Source organism: Sandaracinobacteroides sp. (genome assembly GCF_057137845.1).
On record NZ_DBNHFX010000124.1, the window covers coordinates 1 to 12,239 of the forward strand.

The 12,239-nt window shown below is 67.0% G+C and carries 12 protein-coding genes; 7 read left to right on the forward strand and 5 right to left on the reverse strand.

Features of this window, described 5'->3' with window-relative positions:
* From AC16JP_RS06810 to AC16JP_RS06825, 4 genes are all read right to left on the reverse strand, one after another.
* Positions 1 to 703, reverse strand: a 703-nt coding sequence (locus AC16JP_RS06810; protein WP_484339853.1) for a hypothetical protein, incomplete at its 3' end; no start/stop codon positions are given.
* Positions 703 to 2,310, reverse strand: coding sequence for a flagellar basal-body MS-ring/collar protein FliF (gene fliF / locus AC16JP_RS06815; RefSeq protein WP_484339854.1), 1,608 nt, complete (start codon positions 2,308 to 2,310; stop codon positions 703 to 705). The genes AC16JP_RS06810 and fliF, both read right to left, overlap by 1 nt.
* A 1-nt stretch (position 2,311) precedes the next feature.
* Positions 2,312 to 2,656 carry a flagellar hook-basal body complex protein FliE gene (gene fliE / locus AC16JP_RS06820; protein WP_484339855.1) on the reverse strand — a complete coding sequence of 115 codons (345 nt, stop codon included), beginning with the start codon at positions 2,654 to 2,656 and terminating at the stop codon, positions 2,312 to 2,314.
* On the reverse strand, positions 2,653 to 3,585 hold the full coding sequence (locus AC16JP_RS06825) for a sigma-54 interaction domain-containing protein (protein ID WP_484339856.1): 933 nt from the start codon (positions 3,583 to 3,585) through the stop codon (positions 2,653 to 2,655). Before AC16JP_RS06825 ends, fliE begins: the two co-directional genes overlap by 4 nt.
* A gap of 340 nt (positions 3,586 to 3,925) precedes the next feature.
* Here AC16JP_RS06825 and pyrC point away from each other — a divergent pair, with 340 nt between their 5' ends.
* The gene (gene pyrC, locus AC16JP_RS06830) at positions 3,926 to 4,975 is read left to right on the forward strand and encodes a dihydroorotase (protein ID WP_484339857.1); all 1,050 of its coding nucleotides are present in this window, start codon (positions 3,926 to 3,928) and stop codon (positions 4,973 to 4,975) included.
* Between the two features lie 6 nt (positions 4,976 to 4,981).
* Here the strand turns inward: pyrC and AC16JP_RS06835 are convergent, their stop codons facing one another.
* Entirely contained in the window at positions 4,982 to 6,697 is a 1,716-nt protein-coding gene (locus tag AC16JP_RS06835; protein WP_484339858.1) for a thiamine pyrophosphate-binding protein, read from the reverse strand.
* Between the two features lie 218 nt (positions 6,698 to 6,915).
* Between AC16JP_RS06835 and AC16JP_RS06840 the strand changes: the two genes are divergently transcribed.
* From AC16JP_RS06840 to AC16JP_RS06865, 6 genes are all read left to right on the forward strand, one after another.
* The gene (locus AC16JP_RS06840; protein WP_484339859.1) at positions 6,916 to 7,434 is read left to right on the forward strand and encodes a hypothetical protein; all 519 of its coding nucleotides are present in this window, start codon (positions 6,916 to 6,918) and stop codon (positions 7,432 to 7,434) included.
* Between the two features lie 16 nt (positions 7,435 to 7,450).
* Positions 7,451 to 8,908 carry a cbb3-type cytochrome c oxidase subunit I gene (locus tag AC16JP_RS06845; RefSeq protein WP_484339860.1) on the forward strand — a complete coding sequence of 486 codons (1,458 nt, stop codon included), beginning with the start codon at positions 7,451 to 7,453 and terminating at the stop codon, positions 8,906 to 8,908.
* Positions 8,905 to 9,513: an SCO family protein gene (locus AC16JP_RS06850; protein ID WP_484339861.1), complete on the forward strand. Its 609-nt coding sequence runs from the start codon at positions 8,905 to 8,907 to the stop codon at positions 9,511 to 9,513. The genes AC16JP_RS06845 and AC16JP_RS06850 overlap by 4 nt, the downstream gene beginning before the upstream one ends.
* Positions 9,510 to 10,094, forward strand: a complete 585-nt coding sequence (locus AC16JP_RS06855; RefSeq protein ID WP_484339862.1) for a hypothetical protein — start codon at positions 9,510 to 9,512, stop codon at positions 10,092 to 10,094. The genes AC16JP_RS06850 and AC16JP_RS06855 overlap by 4 nt, the downstream gene beginning before the upstream one ends.
* Positions 10,091 to 11,353: a SulP family inorganic anion transporter gene (locus tag AC16JP_RS06860; RefSeq protein WP_484339863.1), complete on the forward strand. Its 1,263-nt coding sequence runs from the start codon at positions 10,091 to 10,093 to the stop codon at positions 11,351 to 11,353. The genes AC16JP_RS06855 and AC16JP_RS06860 overlap by 4 nt, the downstream gene beginning before the upstream one ends.
* Before the next feature lie 88 nt (positions 11,354 to 11,441).
* The gene (locus AC16JP_RS06865; RefSeq protein ID WP_484339864.1) at positions 11,442 to 12,239 is read left to right on the forward strand and encodes an SDR family NAD(P)-dependent oxidoreductase; all 798 of its coding nucleotides are present in this window, start codon (positions 11,442 to 11,444) and stop codon (positions 12,237 to 12,239) included.

Here is a 12,239-nt window from a genome sequence, read left to right on the forward strand (position 1 = left end):
CGGCGAAGGTGAACAGCGTTTCCGAAAGAATTTCCGCTGCCGCCGGGTCGGCGTCGCCAAGCGCCCGTAGCGCCGCTTCCTCGTCGAGGCCGGCCAGATTGATGAGATCGGCGGCCCGCTGCATCCCGCCATGCCCGACCAGCGGCTGCCTTGGCCGGGCGTTGCTGATGCGCGCTTCGAGTGCGGCATCCAGTGCTTCGGCGGCGTGCGGCGTCACTGGTCCCATGGTTGCGATCCGGCGCACGAGGTCGGGTTGCAGTTCTGCGGGCAGCCGAGCCAGCACGGCTGCCGCGCGCGCCGTGTCGAGCCGGGCGAGGATGAACGCCTGCGCCTGCGGGTGCTCCCCCTCGAGCAGGCTGGCGATGGCGTAAGGTTCCAGCCATTGCAGCCGGGCGAACAGCGGCTGCGTGGCATCGTCGCCGATGCGTTCGATCATGCCGCCCGCCCGTTCCTCGCCAAGCGCCTTGCCGAACAGGTCGCGCATGGTCGCAGGGCCGGTGCCGACGGCTACCGTTTCGCTGGCGATTGCAAGCACTTCATCGAGCAGGGTGTCGATCGTCGCTGGCGTCGCCTCGGCGACGGAAAGCATTGCGCGGCCGACGGTTTCCACTTCGGCGGGGGCGAGGCGCGCCAGCATGGCAGCGGCCTCAGGCCCTTCGAGGAGGAGCAGCAGCAACGCCGTTTTCTGTGCACCTGTCAGCATCACGCGTCGCCTGCGGGGGCGGCCAGCAGCCGGCGGGCGACGGCGGTAACGCGCGCGCTGTCGGAGGCGGCGAGCAGCCGCGTCTCGGCCAGCTTGGCGGAATAGTCGGCCGGAGGCAGCGGTGCAGGTGGCGCGCCGCCGATGATCGTGCCGGTTGCGCCCGCCCGGTCAGGCATGGCGGGGCTGGCAGCCATCAGCCGTTTCAGCACCGGCCGCACGACGAACGCCAGCAGCGCAATCGCCACCAGCGCGACGGCGAGCCAGCGGCTGCCTTCCACTACCAGCGGCTCGCGCCACAGCGGCACTTCGTCTGGCCGGGCTGTGGCAAAGTCGCGCGCGGATACGGCGATCCTGTCGCCGCGTGCCTGATCGTAGCCGACCGCCCCTTCGACGAGCGCGCGCATGTCGGCCAGAACCTTGTCGCGGCCTTTGGCCGGCCCAAGAGCGCCCGCACGGATGGCGACGGCCGCCGTCAGCCGGCGGATCTGCCCGCCGCTCCGGCTGGTCACTTCGACCGAGCGGCCGAGTTCGAAGTTCCGGGTGGCTGCCTCGTTGCCGGTTGCGCTGACCTGCGGCCCGGCAGCGACTGGCGCAGTTGCCGAAACGCTGGCGGCGGCGGGAATGCTGTTCGACAGCGCCCCCGGTATCCCCATCGCCCTGGGTTCCGACGCAGTGCTGCGGCTGGTCTGTTCGGAGCGCAACGCGCCTGCCGGATCATAGCGTTCCTGCGTTGCCTCGTGTGCGGCGAAATCCAGATCGACCGACACCTGCGCAGTGACGTTTTCGCGCCCGACGATCGGGCCGAGCAGTTGCAGGATCGACTGGCGCGCCCGTTCTTCGATTGCTGTTTGCAAACGCAGGCGGCGGTCGTCTCCGGCCAGTCGGCCGGGGCCGGGTTCACCGGCCAGCAGGCGGCCCGACTGGTCGGCGATCGCCACATTGTCGGGCGAAAGGCCGGGTACGGCGCCCGCGACCAGATGCACGATTGCGCGCGCCTGCGTATCGGAAAGGCTGCGCCCCGGCGCAAGCGTCAGCGTGATCGACGCCGTGACGGGGACCTGTTCGCGCACGAAAGGCGAAGCTTCGGGCCGGGCGATCAGCACGCGCGCGGCTTCGATGCCCTGCAACGATTCGATCGATCGGGCGAGTTCGCGTTCCTCGGCGGATTTCAGCCGCGCGCCTTCGATGGCGCGGCTGGTGCCAAGCGGCATGTCGGCCAGAAGTTCGGCGCCGCCGGGCGCCGCGCGCGGCAGGCCCTGCCCGGCAAGGATCATCCGCGCGCGGGCATGGTCGGCGGATGGAAGCAGCACGTCGCCGCTGGCTGCATCCAGCCCGACATCGAACCCGGCGGTTTCCAGCGCCGACACGACGGCTGCCTTGTCGCTGTCGGGCAATTGGCGGAACAGCGGCGCGCGCGCCGACGGCCCAAGCAGCAGCCAGCCGATCAGGGCAAGGCCGATGACGGCGGCGGCAAGAGCGGGCAACGCCGCCCGCGACATGACGGGGCTGGCGCGCAAACGGGCGAGCGCCTGACCGACGGGTGCCGGAAGCGCGCCGGAGAGCGAGCCAGAGAGCGGACCGGTGCCGGAAATTTCGGTGCCCGCCATCTCAGACCGGCATGTTCATGACATCGCGGTAGGCACCGAGCAGGCGGTTGCGCGCCTGCAGCGTGGCCTCGAACGCGATGGCGGCTTTCTGCCTGCCAAGCATCACGGCAGCGATGTCCTGCGTGTCGCCGCGTTCCCATGATGCGCCCGCAGCCTGCGCTTCGGCTTGCAGCCCGTTCACCGCTTTCAGCGCGTCGGCCATGGCGCCGCCGAACCCCTGGGCGGTGGATTGCGTTGTGCCGCCGGCGGGTGCGGTTGCGGGCGCCAGCGCCTGGCTGCGCTGGACGATTTCCGCCCTTAGCGCCAGCACGCCCGACATGCCGAGCGAAGGGGAAATGCCGTTCATGCGAGCACGAGCCGGGCGGATGCGCCAGCGCGCGCCGGGTTGCGCGGACGTCCGGCAAGTGCCGCCAGCTTGTAGCGAAGCGCGCGCTCGGAAATGCCGAGCCGCGCCGCCGCTTCGGAACGGCGGCCGTCGGTTTCGGCAAGCGCGGTTTGCAGCGCCTGCGTTTCATGCTGGCGGAGGTCGTCGGCAAGGGACGATGCGGCGGGTTGCCGAACCTCGATGCCGATATGGTGCGTGGCGATCGGCTGGCCACCGGCCAGGATCGCCGCACGCTCCAGCACGTTCGAGAGTTCGCGCACATTCCCCGGCCAGTCGTGGCTGAGGAGCGCCTGCAACGCGCCCATGGTTGGCGCCGCGACGACGCCGTTGCGGCGCAGCAGCATGGCGGCAAGCGGCAGGATGTCGGCCGGTCGCTCGGCAAGCGGCGGGATCGCCAGCGGGAACACCGCGAGGCGCCAATAAAGGTCGGCGCGGAAGCGGCCTGCCGCGACCTCGGCGGCGAGGTTGCGGTTGGTTGCCGCCACGAGGCGCACATCGACGGTGACCGGCGCCGTCGCGCCAAGCGGCAGCACTTCCCCCAGTTCGACCGCGCGCAGCAGCTTTGCCTGAAGGCTGAGCGGCAGTTCGCCCAGCTCATCGAGAAACAGTGTGCCCCCGCTGGCCGCGCGGAACAGCCCGGCCGACGCACCTTGCGCGCCGGTGAAGGCGCCGCGTTCATAGCCGAACAGCATGGCTTCGAGCATGGTTTCCGGAAGTGCCGCGCAGTTCAGCGCAAGGAACGGCTGCCGGCGGCGCGGGCTTTCGTCGTGCAGGAAGCGCGCCACCACCTCTTTGCCGGCGCCCGAGGGGCCGGTGACGAGCACCGTCGCGCGGCCCGGCGCCACCTGCCGGGCGAGATCGAACAGCGCGATGGTCTTGCGGTCGGCCATGACCGGCGCCGGGGATGCTGTTGCCAGCAGACCCGCAAACCAGGCTGCCAGCCCACCCGGCCCATGTTCCGGCCTTTCCGCACCGATCATCGCGCACCCTTTCTTCTGCCCGGTTTCTTTTTTCAGGCCCGCAAGCTTTTCCGGCGCGGGTCGTTCAGGGTGCAGCAAAGGCCGTGCCAACTGCGCCATCCTCGGTGCGGACGGTGTGGCTTAGGGCATTGCCGTCAGGAAATTGACGCTTGTGCGCTGGGGCGTCAGAAAATTGACGTGGGCCATCATGGACGGGGGCGCTGACGATTCCCGTGGCATTCGCCGGCAGTCGGGGCTAGCGGATCAGACCATGAGCAGCCCCGACGTTCTTCTTCTCCGCCGCCCGGACGACTGGCACGCCCACCTGCGCGACGGCCCGATGCTGAAGGCGGTGGCCGACAGCACGGCGCGGCAGTTCCGCCGCGCCATCGTCATGCCCAATCTGGTACCGCCGGTGCTGACCGTGGCCGACGCCAAGGCCTATCGGCAGCGCATTCTGGAAGCCGTCGATCCCGCATACGGCTTCGAGCCGCTGATGACATGCTACCTGACCGACACGACCGATGCCGACGATCTGGCCCGTGGCGCGGTGGAAGGCCTGTTCACCGCCGCCAAGCTCTATCCGGCGCACGCCACCACCAACAGCAGCCATGGCGTCACCGATATCGGGCGGCTGGATGGCGTGTTGCAGCGGATGCAGGAAATCGGCCTGCCGCTGCTGGTGCATGGCGAAGTGACGGATCGAACAGTCGACATTTTCGACCGCGAGGCGGTGTTCATCGAGCGGGTGCTGACGCCGCTGACAGTCCGCTATCCGGGCCTGAAGCTGGTGCTGGAGCATATCACCACCGAACAGGCGGTCGCCTTCGTCGAGGCTGCGGGGCCGAATGTTGCGGCCACCATCACGCCGCACCATCTGCACATCAACCGCAACGCCATCTTCGACGGCGGGATCCGGCCACACGCCTATTGCCTGCCTGTCGCCAAGCGCGAACGGCATCGGCTTGCCCTGCGCAAGGCCGCGACATCGGGTTCGGCGAAGTTCTTTCTTGGCACCGACACCGCGCCACATGCTGTTACGGCAAAGGAATCGGCCTGCGGTTGCGCCGGCATTTTCTGCGCGCCCCATGCGCTGGAAAGCTATGCCGCCGTGTTCGACGAGGAAGGCGCGCTGGACCGGTTGCAGGCCTTCGCCAGCGAGAATGGGCCGCGCTTTTACGGGCTGCCCCTGAACGACGAACTGGTCCGGCTGGAGCGCCGCCCGACGCAGGTGCCGGAATTCCTGGACCTTCAGGGTGCGCGGCTGGTGCCGTTCCACGCGGGTGAAACGCTGGGCTGGGCCTTTACCGGAATCGCCTGACCGGCCTCAGTAGAGGCCCGACCCGTACCAGGTGGCAAACTCGGCGAAGTTCGGCGCCTGCAGCGCATTCACCACCGGATCGACGGCGATCTGCACCACGCTGGTGCGGCCGCTTTCCAGGGCGCGCCGGATCGCCGGGCCGATGTCGGCGGTTCGATCGACATACTGGCCGTAGGCACCGAATCCTTCGGCGATCCGGTCGAACCTGACTTCGCCCCACTTCACCTCGACGTCGCGGTTTTCGCCGAAGGCGGCGTAGGCGGGCAGATGCTCCATGCCCCACGCAGCGTCGTAATTGACGACGCAGACAATCGGCAGCTTCTTGCGGACGGCGGTTTCCAGTTCCGAAATATGGAACTGGAACGCGGAATCGCCAGTGATCAGGCAGACCCGCCGGTCATTGCCGACAGCAAGCTGCGCCCCGATCGCATAGGGCAGGCCAACGCCCAGATGCCCGAACTTCGACGTCCACAGATAGTCCCGTCCGCGCAGTTCGTTGTAGGCCAGTTCCCAGAGCGAGGTGCAGCCGCCATCGCGGACGATCACCGTGTCGTCGGGCAGTTCGCGCGTTACTTCGACGATCATCCGGCCTGGGTGGATGGGCATGGTGTCGGGCGCGGCGGCGATCATCGCGGCGCGGCCTTCCGCCAGCGTCTGCCGCCATGCGGCAAGCTGCGGGAACGGGCGCATCGGCCCGAGTTCGGCGAGCGCCTGATGCAGTTGCGGCACGACATCGACGAGATTGCCGACCAGCGGCACGTCGATCGGCCGGTTCACGCCGATGTTGCCGGGGTCGCGTTCGATGTAGATCCATTTGCGATCCGTTCGCCCGACGGCCCAGTGGCTGTCGGTGCCATAGTGCAGCGGCTCGCCGATGCCGGTGCCGACGGCCAGCACCACATCGGCGGCGGCGATGGCGGCGTTCGCCTGCTCCGTCGAATAGGGCAGCACCTGTGCGTGGGTGTCGGGCAAGGTGCCGCGTCCGCCCCAGCTCGGGATGACTGGGCAGCCCGCATGTTCGGCCAGCGCCTGCATCGCCGCATGGCCGCGCGCGGTGTGCACGCCGGTGCCGCTGAGGATGATGGGGAGTTCTGCGTTGAAGATCATTTCGGCGGCGCGACGGACGGATTGCGGATCTGCCAGTTGCTGCACCACGCGATACTGTTCCGGGCGGGGCGCTTCGCCACAGGCAAGCTGCGTAAGGCTGTGATCCTCGGGGAGTTCGACATAGACCGGGCCGGGCGTGCCGCTCATGGCCTGGCGGAACGCCTCGTGCATGACATCATCCACCTGATCGGCAAACTCGATGATGCCGACATATTTCATCGCCGGGCGGAAGAATTCGGGCTGGTGCGTGTATTGAAACTGGCTGCGGCGGACGCGCGCATCATAGCGGCGGGCGCGCTGGCCGCCGAGGAAGATGACGGGGATCTTTTCCTTGGCGGCGCAGACGGCGGCGGGCAGCAGGTTGGCGACGCCCGGCCCTTCGTTGCCGCAGATGATCGCCGGGCGCCCGGTCATGCGGGCCATGGCGTCGGCCATGAATGCGCCCGCCGATTCATGGTGCGGCGCGATCACTTCCCACCCGCGATCGACGGCGGCGCGGTGCAGGTGCTGCACCAGTGGATCGGGAATCCCGAACAATGTGCGGATGCCTTCGGCTTCCAGCAGTTCGATGATGCGCTGCGGCACGGTCGTCTGGTTGGATTTCGGATCGGCCATGTTCGTTGTCCGGTGCTGGAGGGCAGGAATTCCCGAGAATTCGGCAACGTTGATCATGTCGACGACAGGAAACACTGATCAATGAACGAGGTGTGACGATTCGTCGTTCCCCGATAATGGCATTCGATATTGCCCAAGGCCAAATAATCACTTAGGATGCAAACCAGTATTTTCTGAAACGGGTATTGGTCGCACTTCTGCTGACGCGGGGGAAAGCCATGTCGGATCTTGCCTGGTACATCACACTCGCGCTGGTGCTGGCGCTGGCGTTGGTCTTTCTGCTGGTTGCGGTGCGCTCGCGCGAACCGGCCGATGCGGTGAAGGTGCAGAAGGCATCCTATGGTTATCGCCGGGGGCTTTTCATCGGGCTGGTGCTGCTGGGCGTGGTGGTCGCCTTCGCGTCGCTTCGCAACCTGCCATATACCTCTGCCAGTGCGGCGGTGCCGGATCAGGTGATCAACGCCACCGGGCATCAGTGGTATTGGGATCTCGATCGGGAAACGGTGGTCGCGGGGCAGCCGGTCGAATTCAGGATCACCAGCGCCGACGTCAACCACGGCTTTGGTATCTATGATGCGGAAAACCGGCTGCATGCGCAGGTGCAGGCGATGCCCGGCTATGTGAACCGGCTGCGCTTCACCTTCCGGCAGCCGGGCACCTACCGTGTGCTGTGCCTCGAATATTGCGGACTGGCGCACCACGACATGACAGCGCAGATCGAGGTGAAAGCGCCCTGACGAGGGAGGACGGACCATGGCCGCCGGAGAATTTCACGAACCAGAGATCGACAGCCTCGGGCGGCGGATGATCGCCACCAACTTGTCGCTGGTCGGGGTCGTGTTCCTGCTGATGGTGGTTGCCGGGTTGCTGATGCGGCTGGCGCAGGCCGGCTGGATGGAAATCGGCGCAGATCGCTTCTACCAGCTTCTCACCGTGCACGGCACCGGGATGGTCGGGATCGCGATCCTCGGCGGGTCGTCGGTGATGTGGTATTTCCTCAGCCGTTATGTGCGCCTGACGAGTGCGCTGCTGGTGGTGAACCTGCTGCTGTTTCTGGCTGGCGTGGTGATGATTCTGGGTGCCGCCTTCGTCGGCGGCTATGCCAGCGCCTGGACGTTTCTCTACCCGCTGCCCGCAGTATCAGGCGGGGTGTGGGGACAGCAGGCGGCGTTCTGGTACCTGTTCGGCCTGCTGCTGATCGGCGTCGGGTTTCTGCTGCTGTTTCTGGATGTCGGGCGCGCGATCGTCGGGCGGTATGGCGGGATCTTCCGCGCGCTCGGCTGGCCGCAACTGTTCGGCTCCTCGACCGAGGAACTGCCGCCGCCCACGGTCGTCGCCAGCACCATGTCGACGGTGGTGACGGTGCTCTGCCTGATCGCCGGGGCGACGATCCTTATCCTCAGCATCGTCAACCTGTTCGTGCCGGGGTTCACGGTCGATCCGCTGTTCGCCAAGAACATCATCTATTTCTTCGGCCACACCGTCATCAACGCCACCATCTACATGGCGGTGACGGTGGTTTATGAACTGCTGCCGGTGCACACCGGCCGCCCCTACAAGTCGTCGAAGGTGTTTCTGGCCGCCTGGGCCGGATCGACGATCATGGTGCTGGTGATCTTCCCGCACCATCTGCTGATGGACTTCGCCATGCCCAAATGGGCGATGATCTTCGCGCAGATCCTTTCCTATACCAACAGCTTCCCGGTGCTGACCGTTACCGGGCTTGGCGCGCTGGCGCTGGTGCACCGTTCGGGCATGAAATGGAACATGATCAGCGGCCTGATCTTCCTGTCGATGTTCGGCTGGATGGCGGGCGTGGTGCCGGCGGTCATCGATGCGACGATCGTCGTCAATTCGGTGATGCACAACACGCTCTGGGTGCCGGGCCATTTCCACTTCTATCTGCTGCTTGGCCTGCTGCCGATGATCCTTGCGTTCATGTATCATCTGGCCCGGCTGCCGGCGTCGCTTGCGCCGTCCTCGCCCGAGGGCTGGGCGCTCTGGCTTTATGTGCTGGCGGGGTTCGGGTTCGTGCTGATGTTCCTGAACGGCGGAAGCCATAGCGTGCCGCGCCGCTGGGCGGTGCATCTGCCGGAATGGATGGTCTATGACCAGATCGCCTCGGTGTTCGCGATTGTGGTGCTGGCGGCGGCCACCTTCTTCATCCTGCGGACGATTGCCGGCCTGGCCCGCTACGCAACCGGAAAATGAGCCGGCGCGGCATCGCCGCCGTTGGCGCGGCGCTGGTGGCAGGCGCCGCATTGCTGTGGTGGGGGACGGGCGGTTTCACCATCTTCACCGCCGAAACGGCGCGGCGCGCGGATGTGGCGCGGCAGCCGCGCCCGCTGCCGCCGATCCGGCTGGAAGACCAGAACGGCCAACCCGCCAGTTTTTCGTCGATGGCGGGCAAGGTCGTGTTGATGGACTTCGTCTATACCCGCTGCCCGACCGTCTGCTCGGTGCTTGGGGCGGGGTTCGAGCAATTGCGCGCACGCATCCGCCGCGAAGGATTGCAGGACCGCATCCTCCTCGTCACCTTCAGTTTCGACCCCGAGCATGACGGCCCGGCGGAACTTTCCGCCTATGCCGAACGGTTCGGCGGCGCCGACGCCGGGTGGAGCTTTGTGCGCGCGCCATCGCGCCGGCAGACAGATGAACTGCTGCGCGCGACCGAACTGGTGGCGGTGCCGGATGGTGCGGGCGGGTTCGTCCACAATGCCGCCATTCACATCGTCGACCGGCGGGGCCGCGTCGTCCGTATCGTCGACAGCGACGCCTTCGACGAGGCATTCGAGATCGCGCGCAAACTGGCATGAGCCGGCGCCGAAGGGTTCTGCTGGCTCTGGCCATCGTGGCGCTGTTCGGCCTGCCGCCGCCTGCCATCTGGTGGGAAGCGTCTCTGGTGCGGCACATGCTGGTGCAGATTCCGGCGCTGGTTGCGGCAGGCTTTGCCATTGGTGCGCGGTTACCACCCGATCGCGTAGCCGCCGGGGCGCGGCAGGCCGATGCGGTGGCGGCCGTCCTCGTCGGATTGTTCGTGCTTGCGTTCTGGATGCTGCCGCGCTGGCTGGATGCGGCAGTTGTCAGCCGCACCACCGACGCGGTGAAGGTTGCAAGCCTGGTACTGCTGGCCGGGGTGCCGCTTGGCTGGGGCTGGGTGCGGCTTGGTGTGGTTGCGCGCGGCTTCGTATGGGTGCATGGCGTCACCATGCTGCTGGTGCTGGGTTTCCTCTATCTGGGATACCCGGATCGCCTCTGTAACAGCTATCTTCTGGGCGAGCAGGCCCGGCTTGGGCGCGGTGCTTTGCTGCTGGCGGCGATCGTCGGGGTGATTGCCGTCTATCCGGCCTTCGTCGGGCGCCACCCGCAGGCAAGCGCGAACGAGACCGACCGATGAAGCCCAAACTGCTGACGACCCTTGCCACCTATAATCGCCGGCTGTTCGTGGGCGATGCGGTGGCCGGGATCACGGTTGCGCTGGTGGCGCTGCCGCTCAGCATCGCCATTGCGATCGCCTCGGGTGCAGACCCAAAGGCCGGGCTGGTGACGGCGGTGATCGGCGGGCTGCTGATCTCGTTGCTGGGCGGAAGCCGGGTGCAGATCGGCGGGCCGACGGGCGCGTTCATCGTGGTGGTCTATGGCGTGATCCACCAGCACGGCTTCGACGGGCTGCTGCTGGCGACGCTGATGGCGGGGCTGCTGCTGGTTGTCGGCGCGCTGTTCCGGGTCGGGCGGCTGATCCGGCTGGTGCCCGAACCGGTGGTCGAGGGGTTCACCATCGGCATCGCCATCATCATCGCCGTCAGCCAGTTGAAGGATCTGCTGGGCCTGTCGCTGGGCAAGGTCTCGGCGGATCTGGTCGAACTGGTTCCGGCGCTGTGGGATGCGCGTGCTTCGACCAATGTTGCGGCGCTTGGTATCGGCCTTGGCACCATTGCCGCGATATTTGCACTGCGAAAGGCGGCGCCGCGCCTGCCCGGCGCGATGCTGGCGGTCGTCGTGGCGTCGGCAGCCGTTGCGCTGCTGTCGCTGCCCGTCGACAGCATCTATTCGCGCTATGGGCCGATGCCCGCAAGTTTTCCGCCGCCATCCCTGCCGCCGATCAGCATCGCCAGAATCGCCGCGTTGCTGCCTTCCGCCTTTGTGATCGCGTTTCTGGCGGCGGTTGAATCGCTGCTTTCGGCAATCGTCGCCGACCGCATGATCGAGGGGAGCCACCGCCCCAATGCCGAACTGCTGGCGCAAGGTGCCGCGAACATCGTGTCGCCGCTGTTCGGCGGCCTGCCTGCAACCGGCGCGATCGCGCGCACGGCAACCAATGTGCGCGCCGGCGGCACCACGCCCGTCGCCGGTATCGTGCATGCGCTGGTGATTCTGCTGGTGGTGCTGACGCTGGGGCCGCTTGCGGGCTATCTGGTGATGCCGGCGATGGCCGGGCTGCTGATCGTGACCGCCTGGACCATGAGCGAGCCGAGGCGATGGCCCGAGCGCCTGCGTATGCGCTCGGCCGACCGGCTGCTGCTGTTCCTGACCATCGCGCTGACGGTGCTGAGCGACCTGACGGTGGCGATTGCGGTTGGAACGGCGCTTGGCCTTGCGCAGCGGCTGATGCGGCGCGGCGTCGAACCCGCCGACTGGAACCCGAGGGACCACTGACCAGCCGGGCTGAAACCTCTTTGCATCCACAGCTTGGGGAAGCCGTCTGCCCCGTTCATGATGCACCCGACATCGCTAGGAGCAGGAAATGAAACTGGACGGCAAGGTTGCGCTGGTAACGGGTGGCGCAAGCGGCATCGGCCGCGAGGCGGCGTTTGCGCTGGCCCGCGAGGGGGCCGCCGTCATGGTGACCGACATCGACGGCGAGGGCGGCGCGGCAACGGTCGCGCAGATCGAAAAGGCGGGCGGTCGTGCGCGCTATCAGCACCACGATGTCCGTTCCGAGGATGAATGGATCGCAGTCGTTACGGCAACCGAACAAGCGTTCGGAGGGCTGGACATTCTGGTCAACAATGCCGGCATCGGCAAAGGCGAACTGATCACCGAAATGCGCCTGGAGGACTGGAACAACCAGGTTGCGATCAACCTGACCGGCGTGTTTCTTGGCTGCAAGCACGGCATCCGCGCCATGCGGCGCACGGGGCGCGGCGGTTCGATCATCAATATTTCGTCGGTTGCCGGGCTGGAAGGCGCAGTGGGCCTTGGCGGCTACAGCGCCACCAAGGGCGGCGTGCGGCTGCTGACGAAATCGGTGGCGAAGGAATATGCGACCGAGCGCATCCGCTGCAATTCGGTGCATCCGGGCATCATCGACACCCCGATCTGGACCAAGATCGACAATGGCGGACTTACCGCCACGCGCGAGGCGCTGGGACTTGCCGATGGTGCGAACGCCGTGCCGGTTGGCGCGCTGGCGATGATGACGCCGATCCAGCGGCCCGGCCTGCCCGAGGAAATCGCCAACGGCATCCTGTTCCTCGCCTCGGACGAATCGGCCCTGATGACGGGTTCGGAACTGGTGATGGACGGCGGCATGACCGCCTGA

Excerpts from the sequence above, each read along its gene's own strand:
- fliF (WP_484339854.1), bottom strand. The coding sequence starts at position 2,310 with ATGGCGGGCACCGAAATTTCCGGCACCGGTCCGCTCTCTGGCTCGCTC.
- fliE (WP_484339855.1), bottom strand. The coding sequence starts at position 2,656 with ATGAACGGCATTTCCCCTTCGCTCGGCATGTCGGGCGTGCTGGCGCTA.
- AC16JP_RS06825 (WP_484339856.1), bottom strand. The coding sequence starts at position 3,585 with ATGGCCGACCGCAAGACCATCGCGCTGTTCGATCTCGCCCGGCAGGTG.
- pyrC (WP_484339857.1), top strand. The coding sequence starts at position 3,926 with ATGAGCAGCCCCGACGTTCTTCTTCTCCGCCGCCCGGACGACTGGCAC.
- AC16JP_RS06835 (WP_484339858.1), bottom strand. The coding sequence starts at position 6,697 with ATGGCCGATCCGAAATCCAACCAGACGACCGTGCCGCAGCGCATCATC.
- AC16JP_RS06840 (WP_484339859.1), top strand. The coding sequence starts at position 6,916 with ATGTCGGATCTTGCCTGGTACATCACACTCGCGCTGGTGCTGGCGCTG.
- AC16JP_RS06845 (WP_484339860.1), top strand. The coding sequence starts at position 7,451 with ATGGCCGCCGGAGAATTTCACGAACCAGAGATCGACAGCCTCGGGCGG.
- AC16JP_RS06850 (WP_484339861.1), top strand. The coding sequence starts at position 8,905 with ATGAGCCGGCGCGGCATCGCCGCCGTTGGCGCGGCGCTGGTGGCAGGC.
- AC16JP_RS06855 (WP_484339862.1), top strand. The coding sequence starts at position 9,510 with ATGAGCCGGCGCCGAAGGGTTCTGCTGGCTCTGGCCATCGTGGCGCTG.
- AC16JP_RS06860 (WP_484339863.1), top strand. The coding sequence starts at position 10,091 with ATGAAGCCCAAACTGCTGACGACCCTTGCCACCTATAATCGCCGGCTG.
- AC16JP_RS06865 (WP_484339864.1), top strand. The coding sequence starts at position 11,442 with ATGAAACTGGACGGCAAGGTTGCGCTGGTAACGGGTGGCGCAAGCGGC.